The 14,153-nt window shown below is 75.8% G+C and carries 8 protein-coding genes; all 8 read left to right on the forward strand.

What is annotated here, in order from left to right; genetic code table 11:
* Positions 1-12 precede the first annotated feature (12 nt).
* The 8 genes from aroA to HDA31_RS31535 are packed head-to-tail and all read left to right on the forward strand — an operon-like array spanning position 13 to position 14,082.
* Positions 13-3,138, forward strand: a complete 3,126-nt coding sequence (gene aroA / locus HDA31_RS31500) for a 3-phosphoshikimate 1-carboxyvinyltransferase (RefSeq protein WP_178066744.1) — start codon at positions 13-15, stop codon at positions 3,136-3,138.
* A complete protein-coding gene (locus HDA31_RS31505; protein ID WP_178066743.1) occupies positions 3,135-4,283 on the forward strand; it encodes an acyl-CoA dehydrogenase family protein in 1,149 nt (382 codons plus the stop codon). The genes aroA and HDA31_RS31505 overlap by 4 nt, the downstream gene beginning before the upstream one ends.
* On the forward strand, positions 4,280-5,074 hold the full coding sequence (locus HDA31_RS31510) for an SDR family oxidoreductase (protein ID WP_178066742.1): 795 nt from the start codon (positions 4,280-4,282) through the stop codon (positions 5,072-5,074). Before HDA31_RS31505 ends, HDA31_RS31510 begins: the two co-directional genes overlap by 4 nt.
* Positions 5,071-7,059, forward strand: coding sequence for an oxidoreductase (locus tag HDA31_RS32810; RefSeq protein ID WP_178066741.1), 1,989 nt, complete (start codon positions 5,071-5,073; stop codon positions 7,057-7,059). Before HDA31_RS31510 ends, HDA31_RS32810 begins: the two co-directional genes overlap by 4 nt.
* Positions 7,056-9,119 carry an ATP-binding cassette domain-containing protein gene (locus tag HDA31_RS31520; RefSeq protein ID WP_178066740.1) on the forward strand — a complete coding sequence of 688 codons (2,064 nt, stop codon included), beginning with the start codon at positions 7,056-7,058 and terminating at the stop codon, positions 9,117-9,119. Before HDA31_RS32810 ends, HDA31_RS31520 begins: the two co-directional genes overlap by 4 nt.
* Positions 9,116-10,954 (forward strand): ABC transporter ATP-binding protein, encoded by a 1,839-nt coding sequence (locus HDA31_RS31525; protein WP_178066739.1) that lies wholly within the window; start codon positions 9,116-9,118, stop codon positions 10,952-10,954. Before HDA31_RS31520 ends, HDA31_RS31525 begins: the two co-directional genes overlap by 4 nt.
* Positions 10,955-11,012: 58 nt before the next feature.
* Entirely contained in the window at positions 11,013-12,281 is a 1,269-nt protein-coding gene (locus tag HDA31_RS31530) for a cytochrome P450 (protein ID WP_074474879.1), read from the forward strand.
* Positions 12,274-14,082 carry a condensation domain-containing protein gene (locus HDA31_RS31535; protein WP_178066738.1) on the forward strand — a complete coding sequence of 603 codons (1,809 nt, stop codon included), beginning with the start codon at positions 12,274-12,276 and terminating at the stop codon, positions 14,080-14,082. The genes HDA31_RS31530 and HDA31_RS31535 overlap by 8 nt, the downstream gene beginning before the upstream one ends.
* Positions 14,083-14,153 lie beyond the last annotated feature (71 nt).

Raw genomic sequence — 14,153 nt, forward strand, 5'->3', positions numbered from 1 at the left:
CGGGGAGCGACCGTGCGTCTTGTCATCAAGGGGACCAGCGAACCCCTCGTGGGGGAACTCGACATACCGGCATCGAAATACCATGCCCACCGCGCGCTGATGCTGGCGTCGCTCGCCGACGGGACGAGCCGCATCCACGGCGCCTGCGGCGCCGGCCACGTGCGCCACACCATCGGCGCCCTGCGTGACCTCGGCACGTCGATCACCGTCGACGACGACACGTTCGTGGTGCGGGGCGGCCCCTACCGGCCGGTCCGGCCGGAGGTTTCGGTCGGCAGCTCCGGCACGACGCTCTACTTCCTGACCGGGCTGGCCGCGCTGGCCGGGTCGCCGGTCACCATCACCGGCCAGAAGTACTTCCGGCGGCGGCCCATCGGCCCGCTGCTCGACGCGCTGGCCGGCATCGGCGTGGAGATCGGGTCCACCGGCGGGCTCCTGCCGATCCGGGTCCCGGCCCGCCCGCCGACCGGGGGCCGGGTGGAGATCCCGGGCACCCTCTCGCAGTGGATCTCCAGCCTGCTGCTGGTCGGCCCGTTCGCCACGGGCCCGACCGTGGTCGACGTCGTCGGCCCGTTCAACGAACGCTCCTATGTCGACCTGACCATCGCGATGATGCGGCGGTTCGGCCTGCACGTGAGCGTCGGCGCGGACGGGCGGCGGTTCGAGATCGAGCCGGGGCAGCGGGCCACCCCCGCCGAGATCCACCTGCCGCCCGACGTCGGCGCGGCGGCCTTCGGCCTGGCGGCGGCGGCCCTGCACCCGTCCGACGTCCTCTTCCGGGGGTTGCCGGCCGGCCCGTCGGGCGAGGTCGACCACCCCGAGGCCGACCTGCTGGACCACCTGCGCGAGATGGGCCTGCCGCTGCTGCGCGACCCGGCCACCGGCTGGACCCGGGTGCGGCACGACGGGTCCCGGCTGGCCGGCGTACGCGTCGACTGCCGCGCCGTGCCCGACATGCTCCCGGTGCTCAGCGTGCTCGGGGCCCACGCCCGGGGCAGCACCGTCCTGGAGAACGTGGCGCACGTCCGGCTCAAGGAGTCCGACCGGGTGGCCGCGATGCTCCAGCTCAACCGGATGGGCGGGCGGGTGCGGCTGGACGCCGACCGGCTCGTCTGCGACGGCGTGGACCGGCTGCGGGAGGCCGACCTGTCGTCGTTCAACGACCACCGGGTGCTGATGGCCCTGGCCGTGGCCGCGTCCCGGGCCTCCGGCGAGAGCCGGCTCACCTACCCCAACGCCCACCGGATCTCCTACCCGCAGTTCCTCGACCAGATGAACGCGGTCGGCCTGAACATGTCCGTCGACCGGGCACCGGTCGACAGGCCGCCGGCCGACCGGGAGCCGGCCGACCGGGAGCCGGCCCGGCCGGCGGCGCTGCCGTCCCCGGCCCGGCTGGCCGCCACCGGCCCCGCCGACCTGGTGCGCCGGCACGCCCACGCCCGCCCCGACGCCGCCGCCGTGATCGAGGCCGCCTCGCCGGGGCGGCCGGGCGGCGTGCTCGCCTGGGGGGAGCTGGACCGGCGCGCGGACGCCGCGGCGGCGCTGCTGCTGGAGATGGGCGTCGCCCCGGGCGAGGTGGTCGCCTGGCAGCTGCCCAACTGGCACGAGTTCGTCGTGCTCACCCTCGCCACCCTGCGCGTCGGCGCGGTCTGCTGCCCGATGATGCCGTTCTTCCGCGAGCGGGAGGTCGACGACCTGCTGCGCCGCTCGCGGGCGCGGGTGTTCGTGGTGCCCGCCGCCTTCCGCGGGCGCGACCACGTCGCCGAGACCGCGGCGGTGCTGGCCGCCCCCGGCGCGCCGGCCGTGGCGCACGTCCTCGTCGTCGGCGGCGACGGCCCGCTGCCGGCGGGCCCGGCGTCCCCGGGGCCGCAGCCGGCGGGCCCGGCGTCGCCCGGTCCGGCACCGGCGGGCCGCCCGGCCGCGCGGTGGCAGCGGTTCGGCGCGGCCCTCGCCCGCCAGCGCCCCGACGCGGCGGCCCTGGCCGCCCGCCGGCCCGCCCCGGACGCCCTCGCCCAGCTCATGTTCACCTCGGGCACGTCCGGCCAGCCCAAGGGCGTGCTGCACCGCGCCGACACGCTGACCCGCGCGGCGGCCATGCAGGCCCGCCACCTCGGGCTCACGGCGGCCGACCGGTTGTACGTGCCGTCGCCCCTGGCGCACCAGACCGGCTTCCTCTACGGCATGTGGGTCGGCTTCGTCCTCGGCGCGCCGGTCGTGCTGGAGCCGATCTGGAGCGGCCCCGCCGCCCTGGCCACCCTGCACCGCACCGGCGCGACCTTCGTCCAGGCCGCCACGCCGTTCCTCGCCGACCTGGTGGACGCCGTCGAGGCCGGCGGCGGGCCGCCCGAGGCGCTGCGCGTCTTCGTCGCCACCGGCGCGGCGGTGCCCCGCGCCCTCGCCGAGCGGGCCACCCGCACCCTGGGGGCGGTGGTCTGCGGCGCGTGGGGCTCCACCGAGTCCTGCCTCGGCACGCTCGCCGCGCCGACCGACGAGCCGGCCCGCGCCTGGGGCACGGACGGCCGCGCGCTGCGCGGCGTGCGGATCCGGGTCACCGACGACGACGGCACCGTCCTGCCCGCCGGCACGGAGGGCAACTTCGAGGTCGGCGGCGACTGCCTCTTCGCCGGCTACCTCGACCATCCCGAGTGGACGGCCGCCGCCCTGACGCCCGACGGCTGGTACCGCAGCGGGGACCTGGCGGTCATCGACGAGGCCGGGTTCGTCCGGATCACCGGCCGGGTGCGCGACGTCATCAACCGGGGCGGGGAGAAGATCCCGGTGGCCGAGGTGGAGCAGCTCCTGCACACCCACCCGGCCGTCCGCGACGTGGCGATCGTCGCGATGCCGGACCCGCGCCTGGGCGAGCGGGCCTGCGCCTTCGTCGTGCCGCAGCCGGCACCGGAGGCAACCGGACCGGCGGCGGCGACCGGACCGGCGGCGGCCGGGCCGGGGAGTGCGCCGGAACCGCTCACGCTCGACGGGATGCGGCGGTTCCTGGACGGGCGCAAGGTCGCCAAGCAGTACTGGCCCGAGCGGCTGGAGACCGTGCCCGAGCTGCCCCGCAACGTGGTCGGCAAGGTGCAGAAGTTCGTGCTGCGAGACCAGCTCAAGCAGATCATCAGCAAGGAGGCCACGTGACCGACGACGACGGCGAGGCGTTCGCGACGCTCGCCCGCGAGGTCGAGGCGTTCGTCCGCGGGCCCGGCGAGGAGTACGCCGAGACCATCGAGCGCACCCGGGCGGTGCCGCCGCAGCTCTGGGACGACCTGCGCGACCGTGGCTACCTGCGGCTGGCCGCCCCGGCCGAGTACGGCGGCGCCGGGCTCTCCTTCACGCAGTACCTGCGGCTGCTCGAACTCTTCTCCATGTCCCACGCGTCGCTGCGGATGATCGTGCACGTCTGCAACGGCGTCTGGCGGGCGATGGACCAGTTCGCCACCGACGAGCAGCGCAAGCGGTTCGTGCTCCCGCAGGTGGCCGGCGACCTGCGGGTGGCGTTCACCCTCACCGAGCCCACCGCCGGCACCGGGGCCGACCTGCGCGCCAGCGTGGTCCGCGACGGCGACAGCTATCTCCTCTCCGGCGAGAAGCACCTGATCACCTTCGGGGTGAGCTGCGACTACTGGCTGCTGTTCGCCCGGCTCGCCGGCACCACCGGCAAGGACGGCACCGTCGCGCTCATGGTGGACCGGCACGTTTCGGGCGTCCGGGTCGAGCCGATGGCCGACACCATGGGGGTACGCGGCACCGACCACGCCCACCTGATCTTCGACGGGGCCCCGGTGCCGGTGGCCAACCGGCTCGGCGAGGAGGGCGCGGGCCTCGCGGTCGCCCTCGGCGGCTTCCTGACGCCCAGCCGCATCGGCGTCGCCATGACCTGCGTCGGCCTGGCCCGCCGCGCCCAGGAGCTGGCGGTCGCCCACGCGCGCCGCCGGGTCACCTTCGGCAAGCCGCTGACCGCCCGTCAGGCGATCGCCTTCGCGCTCGCCGAGAACGCCGCCGACATCGAGGCCGCCCGGCAGCTCACCCTGCACGCGGCGCGGCGGTGGGAGGCGGGGGCCGCCGACGCGGACGCGCTGTCCTCGATGGCCAAGCTGGTCGCCGTGGACATGCTGACCCGGGTCACCGACAAGGCGTTGCAGGCGCACGGCGGCATCGGCTACTGGGAGGGCAGCCCCATCGAGCGCGTCTACCGGGACGCCCGCGCCCAGCGCTTCGAGGAAGGCACCAACGAGATCCAGAAGACGGTCATCGCACGAGAGATCCTGGCGGGGCAACGGTGACGAGCTACCACGGCAAGACCGCACTGATCACCGGCAGCTCCCGGGGCATCGGGCGGGCCCTCGCGCTCACCCTGGCCCGGGGCGGCGGCTCGGTCGTCGTCAACTACAAGAAGAACGCGGAGCTGGCCGACCAGGTCCGCAAGGAGATCGAGCAGCTCGGCGGCCGGGCGCTCACCGTGGCCGCCGACGTCGAGCAGCCCGAGGAGATCGACCGGCTGTTCGCCGCCGCCGAGCAGGAGTTCGGCACCCTCGACTACTTCGTCTGCAACGCGGCGGCCAGCTCGTTCAAGAACATCATGGACCTGAAGGTGCACCACCTCGACCGCTCGTACGCGATGAACCTGCGCGCGTTCGTGCTCGGCTGCCAGCACGCGGTGCGGCTGATGCCCGACGGCGGCCGGATCGTGGCCCTGTCCAGCTACGGCAGCATCCGCGCCTACCCCACGTACGCGAACCTCGGCGCGGCCAAGGCCGCGATCGAGGCGTGGGTGCGCTACATGGCCCTGGAGTTCGGCGAACGCGGCATCAACGTCAACGCGGTCAACGGCGGCATCATCGAGACCGAGTCGTCGCAGTACTTCTACGACGTGCCCGGGATGGCCCCGCTGTCCACGGTGCTGCCCAAGATCCCCAAGGGGCGGATGGGCACCGCCCAGGAGATCGCCGACGTCGTCGCGTTCCTGCTCTCCCCGGCGGCCGAGTACATCACCGGGCAGACCATCGTCGCCGACGGCGGCCTGTCGATCGTCTCGCCGCCGTTCGTCCAGGACCTGACCGCCCCCCTGACATGACGACCGGCCTGGAGCACGTGCTGCGCCCCGGCCGAATCGGCCGGCTGGCGCTGCCGCACCGCGTCGTCACCGGGGCCATGCACCTGGGCTGGGAGGCCCGCGACGACGGCGGCGCGGCGCTGGCGGCGTTCTACGTCGAGCGGGCCCGGGGCGGGGCCGGGTTGATGGTCACCGGCGGCGCGGCCGTCAGCCCGGAGGGCGCCGGGGGGCCGGGCTACGGCGTGCTCGACGACGCCCGGTTCCGGGCCCGGCTGCGGCGCGTCGCCGCCGAGGTGCGCGCCGCCGGGGGGCTGCTCGCCCTGCAACTGTTCCACGCCGGGCGGTACGCCCGGCCCCCGGCGGGCGGCCCCCACCCGGTCGCCCCGTCCGCCGTCTACAGCGCGTTCTCCCGGCACACCCCGACCGCGCTCGACGCCGCCGGCATCGCGCGTGCGGTCGCGGACTTCGCCCGGGGGGCCGCCCACGCCCGCGACCTCGGCTTCGCCGCCGTGGAGATCATGGGCTCCGAGGGCTACCTGCTCGACCAGTTCCTCTCCCCGCTGACCAACCTCCGCGACGACGAGTGGGGCGGCGACCCGCAGCGGCGGTCCCGCTTCCCGGTGGCGGTGCTCCACGCGGTGCGCGCGGCCGTCGGCGCGGACTTCCCGGTGATCATGCGGATGACCGGCGACGACCTGCTGGCCGGCGGCACCACCCGCGACGACGTGCTGGCGTACGCCCGCGCGCTCGCCGCCGCCGGCGCGGACGCCCTCAACGTCGGGGTCGGCTGGCACGAGTCCCCGGTCCCCACCGTGCAGGCCGTGGTCCCGCCCGGGCACTGGGTGCCGGTGGCGGCGGCGGTCAAGGCGGCCGTCGGCGCGCTCCCCGTGCTGGCCAGCAACCGGATCAACCGGCTGTCGCAGGCCGAGGCCGTCCTCGCCGGCACGCCGCTGGACCTGGTGTCCATGGCGCGGCCGTTCCTCGCCGACCCGGCGCTGGTCGCCAACGCCCGCGCCGGCCGGCCGGTGAACGTCTGCGTGGCCTGCAACCAGGCCTGCATCGACCGGTCGCTGGCCGACGAGCCGGTGTCCTGCATGGTCAACCCCCGCGTCGGGCGCGAGCACGAGCCGGCGGCGACGCCCGCCGCGTCGCCCCGCCGGGTCGCCGTCGTCGGGGCCGGCCCGGCGGGCCTCAAGGCCGCCCACGGGCTTGCGCTGGCCGGGCACCGGGTCACCGTGTACGAGGCCGACGACGAGCCCGGCGGCCAGTTCCGGCTGGCGGGCCGGGTGCCCGGCAAGTCCGACTACCTGGCGGCGGTCGGCTTCCTCGTCGCCGAGCTGTCCCGGCTCGGCGTCGCGCTGCACACCGGCCGCCGGATCACCGCCGCCGACCGGGACCTGCTCGGCGGCTACGCCGGGGTGGTCGTGGCCACCGGCGTGCTGCCCCGGCCCGCGTCGATCCCCGGCGTCGACCTGCCGCACGTGCTCGGCTACCCGGCGGCCTTCGCCGACGGCGCGCTGGGGGAACGCGTCGTCGTCATCGGCGGAGGCGGCGTCGCCGTGGACGTGGCGCACCTGGCCAGCGACCCGGCCGGTCCGGCGCGGCGGGTCACGGTGCTGCACCGGGGCCGCCGGCTCGGGGCCCGACTGGGGCGCTCGACCCGGTGGGCGGTGCTCGCCGAGCTGCGGCGGCAGCGGGTCGACGTCGTGCCCGGCGTGCGTGACCTGCGGATCAGCCCGGCCGGGGTGCGCTTCGCCGACGCCGAGGGGCGGCCGCGCACCGTGCCCGCCGACACGGTGGTGATCGCCGCCGGGCAGGTGCCCGACGACGGCCTCGTGGCGACGGTGCGCGCGGCCGGCGTCTGGCACCACGTCGTCGGCGGCGCGCGGGACACCGCCGGGCTGGACGCGGTGCGGGCCTTCGCCGAGGGCGCGGCGGCGGCGGAGGCGTTCCGGCGCGGGCAGGACCGCGCCGGCCAACTCGCGGGGATCGAGGAACGGGTATGACCGTCGACGGGCCGGAACGCTTTCCCGCGCTCGGCGTGCTGCGGCGCACCGCCGTGGACCGGTGGCGCATCGTGCGGCTGTTGCCGCGCGCGGGCTGGGCGGCGGTGACCGCCGCCGTCGTCAACAACGTGCTGCTGGCCGCCGCGCCGGTGCTGTTCATCGTGATGACGAGCCTGCTCGTCGGGCGGCTGCCCGCCGCCGTCCGTGAGGGGGTGGACTCGCCCGCGTTCGGGCGGCTGGTGACCGCCTTCGTCGTCGCCGCCGCCGCGCTCAGCGCGCAGCAACTGCTGGCCCAGCTCCAGCTCACCACCGGGCTGTTGGTCCAGCGCCGCGTCGACGGGTGGGTCGCCGACGAGCTGATGGCCGCCGCGCTGAGCAGCCCGGGCATGGAACCGCTCGACGACCGGGCGCTGACCGACCGGCTCAGCGAGGCGTCCCGCGAGGTGGAGCAGGGCATCCAGAGCCCCGGGGCCGCCTGCGCCGGGATGCTGGCGTTGCTCGCCCGCTACGGCCAGCTCACCGGGTACGCGGTGGTCGTCGGCGTCGTGTTCTCCTGGCTCGCGGGCGTGGGCCTGCTCGCCGCCGTCCTGGCGTTCCGCCACGGCCAGCGCGGCGGCCTGCGCAAGTACGCGGCGATCTACGGCACGATCGTGGCCCGGGTGCGCCGGCTGACGTACTTCCGCTCCGTCGCCACCGGCAGGCCGGCGGCCAAGGAGATCCGCGTCTTCGGTCTCCTGCCGTGGCTGCGCGAGCAGTACGCGGCGGCCTACCTGGACTGGATGCGCCCGGTCTGGGCCGAGCGCCGCCGCGTCTACCTGCGGCCCTACTTCGGCTACACGGCCCTCGGGCTGGTGGTGCTCGTCGCGGTCCTCGCCGCGCTGGGCGTGGCCGGCGGGCAGCGGGAGGTCGACCTCACCCGGCTGGCGCTGGTCATCCAGGCGATCCTGGCGGCGATCCAGCTCGGCGAGTTCTATCCCGAGGCCGACGTGCAGACCCAGTTCGGCATGAACGCCTACCGGGCGGTCGACGAGTTCCGCGCCGGCATGCGGGCCCGATCCGCCCTCGCCCCCGCCTCTGCTCCGGCCCCCGCTCTTGTTCCCGCCCCCGCACCGGCGTCGGCACCCGCGCTCCCGCCCGCGCCGCGCCCCGCCGGGGAGCCGGGCGCGCCGCCGCCCGCCGCCGTGTCGGGGCTGGAGACGCTTACCCCCCGCTCCCCGACGGCGATCCGGTTCGAGGCGGTGTCCTACCGCTACCCGCACCGGTCCGCGCCCGTGTTCACCGACCTGGACCTCACCCTGCCCCCGGGCAGGTGCACCGCGATCGTGGGGCTCAACGGCGCGGGCAAGACCACCCTGGTCAAGCTGCTCGCCCGGCTGGCGACCCCGACGTCGGGCCGGATCACCGCGGGCGGGCAGCCCGTCGACGCCCTGCCCGTGGCGCGGTGGCGCGGCAACCTCGCCGTGATCTTCCAGGACTACCTGCGGTACGAGGCCAGCGCCGCCGACAACATCGCGCTCGGTGCCGCCGGACACGCCGGTGACCTCGCCGGCATCCGGGCGGCAGCCGAGGCGGCGGGCATCCTGGACACGCTCGACGCGCTGCCGCAGGGGCTGGACACCCCGCTGTCCGGGCAGCTGCGCGGCGGGGTGGACCTCTCCGGCGGCCAGTGGCAGCGGCTCGCCATCGCCCGGGCGTTGTTCGCCGTCCGCCACGGCGCGTCGGTGCTCGTCCTCGACGAGCCGACGGCCAGCCTGGACGTCCGCGCCGAGGCGCGGTTCTTCGACGAGATCATCGCCGCCACGGCGGGCGTCACCACGGTTCTCATCTCGCACCGGTTCGCCACCGTGCGCCGCGCCGACCACATCGTCGTGCTGGCCGAGGGGCGGGTCGCCGAGCAGGGCTCGCACGACGAGCTGCTGCGCCACGGCGGCCGGTACGCCCGGCTGTTCGAGTTGCAGGCGGCCCGGTTCCTCGACGACCGCCCGGCCGGCGACGACCCGGACCGCCCGGACGGCGACGGCGGGCCGGTGGAGATCGGACAGGAGCGGAGCCCCGGATGAGTCGTGGACTGTTGTCGGCTGCCTGGTCGCTGTGGCGGACCTCGCTGCGTCAGGACCGGCGCAAGGCCGTCACGGCGCTGGTCCTCGTCGTCGCCGGCGCGGCGGCGTGGCCCCTGGTGGCGATCATGCTGCGCGTCCTGTTCGAGGCCGCGAACGCCGGGCGGCCGGTCGCCGCGAGCCTCGCCGGGGTCGCCGTGGCGGTGCTGCTGATCGCCGGCCTGACCCTCGGCCACTTCGCGCACATCGCCTACTTCGAGCTGTCGGAGCTGGACGTCCTGCACCTGCACCAGGAGCTGATGGACGCCACCAACGGCTCGGCCGGGATGGCCCACTTCGAGCAGCCCGAGTTCGCCGACAAGGTCAGGATCCTGGAGGAGGACGTCGAGCAGCTCCGCGTCGGCCTCCAGGCCGTGCTGACCGGCGTCGGCCTGGCCGTCGCCATGACGCTGACGACGGCGGTGCTCGCCTCGCTGCACCCGCTGCTGCTGTTGCTGCCGCTGGTCGCCGTGCCGCCGCTGCTGGCCGGTCGGTGGGCGGAGCGCATGGTCGACCGGTCGCGGGAGGCCAGCGCCGAGTCCACCCGCCGGGCCCTGGGCCTGTTCCGCCTCGCCACCCACGCCGCGTCCGGCAAGGAGCTGCGGGTCTTCGGCCTGGAGCAGGAGGTGCGCCGCCGGCACGGCCTGTTCTGGCAGGACGCCACCCGGCGGCTGTGGCGCACGCAGGCCGTGGCGAGCCTCGTCCGCATGCTCGGGCAACTGGCGTTCGCGGGCGGCTACATCGCCGCCGTGCTCCTGATCCTGCGCGACGCCGTCGCCGGCCGCCGGGGCGTGGGCGACGTCATCCTGGTCATCACCATCGCGGCGCAGGTCAATCAGCAGGTGGCGGCCGCGGTCGGCGTCCTCCAGGACCTCCAGCGGCTGCGCAGCGTCTACCAGCGGCTCGACGAGGTGCACGGGCTGGTCCGGGCCGGGGAGCGCGCCGACCGGCCCGGGGCCCTGCCCGCCGGCCCCGGCGACCCGACCGGCCCCGCCGGTTCGGCCGCGCCGGCACCGGTGCGGCTGCGCCACGGCATCCGGCTCGTCGGCGTCGAGCTGCGCTATCCCGGCGGGGAGCAGCCGGTGCTCGCCGGGCTCGACCTGCACCTGCCGGCGGGCGCGACCGTGGCGATCGTCGGCGACAACGGCGCCGGCAAGACCACCCTCGTCAAGCTCGTCTGCGGGCTGCTGCGCCCGACCGCCGGCCGGGTGCTCGTCGACGGCGTCGACCTGACCGACCTGTCGCTGCCCGGGTGGCGGGCCCGGATCGCGGCCGGCTTCCAGGACTTCGTACGCCTCGAACTGCCGGCCCGGCGGACCGTCGGCGTCGGCGACCTGCCCCGGCTCGACGACGAGCCGGCGGTGCGTGCCGCGTTGGGGCGTGCCGGCGCGGACGACCTCGTCGGGCAGCTCGAAGCCGGCCTGGACACCCCGCTCGGCCGCGAGTACGCCGACGGGGCCGAGCTCTCCGGCGGCCAGTGGCAGAAGCTCGCCCTCGGCCGGGCGTTCATGCGCGACGACCCCCTGCTGGTCGTCCTCGACGAGCCCGCCGCCGCCCTCGACGCCGAGGCCGAACACGCCATGTTCGAGCGGTACCGGCTCCAGGCCGCCCGGGTCGCCGCGGCCACCGGCGCGGTCAGCGTGTTCGTGTCGCACCGCTTCTCCACCGTCCAGCTCGCCGACCTGATCGTGGTGCTCGCCGACGGCCGGGTCGCCGAGCTGGGCTGCCACGCCGACCTGATCGCCGCCGACGGCCTCTACGCGGAGATGTTCGAGCTACAGGCGAGGGCGTACCGGTGACCGGGGCGGACGCCGAGGTCCGGCCCACCAGCCACAGCGAAGTCCGGAGGACCCGTCAGTGACCAGCGCGACGCACACCGCAGAGTTCGACCCCTTCTCCCCGAGCGCCATGGACGACCCCTATCCCGCGTACGCCGAGCTGCTGCGCCACGAGGAGCCGCTGTACCTGGCCGACCGCGACATGTGGCTGGTCATCCGGTACGACCACGTGCGCGCGGCGGCGAAGGACCACGGCGGGCTGTCCTCCGCCGAGGGGATCGCCTACCACCGGTCCACGCTGCCCGTGCTGTTCGGGCTCGACCAGCCCGACCACACCCGGATGCGCGGCCTGATCCGGCACGACTTCTCGCCCCGTGGCGTGCAGTTCTGGCGGCCGTTCATCGAGCAGGTCTGCGGCGAGCTGCTCGACGAGGCCGTCGCCACCGGCGACATCGACCTCGTCCAGCAGGCGATCATCCTGCTGCCCGTCAAGGTGGTCACCACGATCGTCGGGGTGCCCAGCGACAACCTCGCCAAGCTCAAGCTGACCGCCGGGGTGCTGGAGAGCTTCATCGCCAACGCCAAGGTCGGCGAGGACGCCCCGGACGACCCCGACGAGAACGCGCTGCGGCTGCGGGCCGCCAAGTCCGCGCTCTCCTCCGTCGCCGGCCTGTCCACGTTCCTCGGCGGGCTGCTGGAGGAGCGCCGGACGCAGCCGCCCCGCAGCGACGTGGTGTCGAAGCTGTTCGCCGCCGCCGAGAAGGGCGGGGTGACCGAGAACGAGATCCTCTGGCTCTGCCTCACCCTGCTCGTCGGCGGCCAGGAGACCATGACGCACTTCCTGGGCAACATGCTGGACGCGCTGCTGAACCACCCCGACCAGTTCCGCCTGGTGCGCGACCGGCCCGAGCTGATCCCGGCGACGATCGAGGAGACGGCCCGCTTCTACCCGCCCGTGCAGAACGTCTTCCGCACCGCCACGACCGACGTCGTCGTCGGCAACACCACCATCCCGAGGGACGCCCGGGTCGAGCTGTCGTTCGCGGCGGCCAACCGCGACCCGCGCAAGTTCCCCGACCCCGACGCCTACCGGATCGACCGCCGCACCGACGGGCACCTGGGGTTCGGGGCGGGTATCCACACCTGCGTCGGCATGCACCTGGCCCGCCTCCAGGCGGCGACGTTCCTGCGCCTGCTCATCGAGCGCACCGACGACATCGAGCTGATCGGCGAGCTGGTCAAGATCCCCAGCCCGGCGTTCCGGGGGCTCGACCACCTGCCGCTGCGCCTCACCCCGAAGGGCGGTCGCCCGGCCGCCGCGCCGGTGAACGGGGGGCACCGTGCGTGACGCGACCACCGGCGGCCCGCCGGACCCGGCCGTGCTCGACCTGCCGTTCGCCGTGGGCGAGGCCGCGTCGGGGCCGTTGACCTGGGCGCAGAGCGTGATGTGGGACGCGATGCAGTGGTTCGGCAAGGAGGCGAACCAGTTCAACATCGGCCAGCCCCTCGTGCTCGCCGAGCCCGTCGGGCAGGCCCGGCTGCTCGCTTCCCTGCGGGGCCTGGTCGAGGCGCACCAGACGCTGCGGACCCGGTACGTGGCCCGGTCGGGCCAGCCCCGCCAGGAGGTCCACGCCACGGGGCGGTACGACGTGGCGGTGGCCGACGGGCACGACGACCCGGCGCGCGTCGCGGGGGAGCTGGCCGGGCGGCTGGCGGAGACCGCGTTCGACCACGAGGCCGAGTGGCCGCTGCGGGTCGGCTGCGTCGTCGACGGGGAGCGCCGGGTCACCGCCGTGGCGCTCGTCGGGTCGCACCTGGCGTTCGACGGCTGGGCGTTCAACACGTTCGTCGACCTCCTGCGCGCCGGGCTCAGCGGCGATTCCGAGCAGCCGGCGTCGCCCGCCGGTGTCGAGCCGCCCGCCGGTGTCGAGCCGCCCGCCGGTGCCGAGCCGTCGGCCGGCGCCGGCGTGCCGCAGGCGCTGGAGCAGGCCGCCTTCGAGGGCTCACCCGCCGGTCAGCAGCAGAGCCGGCTCGGGCTGCGGCACTGGGAACAGGGCCTGTCCACCGCGCCGGCGTCCATGTTCGACCTGCCGCGCGCGGCAACCGGCGACCAGCCCATCGAGCGGCACCTGCTCGACTCGGCGGCGGTCGCCGCGGCGGCGGCGACCCTCGCGGCGCGGACCCGCACGTCGTTCTCGACCGTGCTGCTCTGCCTCACCACGCTCGTGCTGACCGCCTACAACGGCCATGACACCGCCGTGCTCAAGCTGATCACGGGCAACCGGCTCGACCGGCGCAGCCGCGACCTGATCGCGCTGAACACCCTGGACGCGCTACTGGCGTTCACCGTGCCGCGCGACGTGGACCTGCTCACCGCCATCCGGCAGACCCACCGCCCCGCGTTCGACGCGTACCGCCGGGCGCAGTGCGACCCGCGCGCCGTCGCGACGGTGGTCGAGGAGTCGGGCCGGCGGCGGGGCGTGTCGTTCGACCTCTCCACCTACTTCAACAACGGCCACCGGGGCAACGACTGGGCGGTCACCGGCCCGGAACCGGGGCCGGACCGGCTCGCCGAGCTGCGCCGCGAGTCCCGCTACACGCGGCTGGACCCGTTGCCGCGCAGCGACATGAAGTTCATGGTCGCCGCCAGCAACGGCGGCGCGGGCGTCTGCCGCCTCGGCCTGCTGGTGGACACGACGTACCTGCCGGGCGCGCTCGGCGAGACCATCGTGCGGGGCATCGAGACGCTGCTGTGCGACGCGGTCGCCGAGGAGGTCGGCGTCGCCGAGATCCCCGGCCGGATCGGCCTCGCCCCCGCCGTGCGGGGCGCGGACTGGGTGCGTACCCCCGCCGGCTGGGTGCGCCCCGCCGACGTGGCGGAGCTGGTCCGCGAGGCGGCCGGGGGCGTCGAGGTCGCCGTCCTCCCCGCCGGGCCCGCGCCGGGCACCGGGCTGACGGCGTACGTCGCCGACGCGTCGGCCGTACCCGAGGAGTTGCACCGGCGCGTGCTGGACCTGCTGCCGGGCCGCACGGGCGTGGCCGCGCCCGACGGGTACGTCGCCTGCGCGGCGGCCCCGCCCGCCGGGGCCGGGCCCGACGCCTGGCGGGGCGTGCCCGTCGTGGCGCGTGGCCCGGGGCGGCCGGCATGACCGGCGGGGCCGTCCGGGCGACCGGCGGGAGGGCTGGCGCGACCGGCGGGAGGGGTGGCGTGGGTGGCGAC

The sequence above is a fragment of the Micromonospora carbonacea genome, from assembly GCF_014205165.1.
GTDB lineage: Bacteria > Actinomycetota > Actinomycetes > Mycobacteriales > Micromonosporaceae > Micromonospora > Micromonospora carbonacea.

Excerpts from the sequence above, each read along its gene's own strand:
- HDA31_RS31525 (WP_178066739.1), top strand. The coding sequence starts at position 9,116 with ATGAGTCGTGGACTGTTGTCGGCTGCCTGGTCGCTGTGGCGGACCTCG.
- HDA31_RS31520 (WP_178066740.1), top strand. The coding sequence starts at position 7,056 with ATGACCGTCGACGGGCCGGAACGCTTTCCCGCGCTCGGCGTGCTGCGG.
- HDA31_RS32810 (WP_178066741.1), top strand. The coding sequence starts at position 5,071 with ATGACGACCGGCCTGGAGCACGTGCTGCGCCCCGGCCGAATCGGCCGG.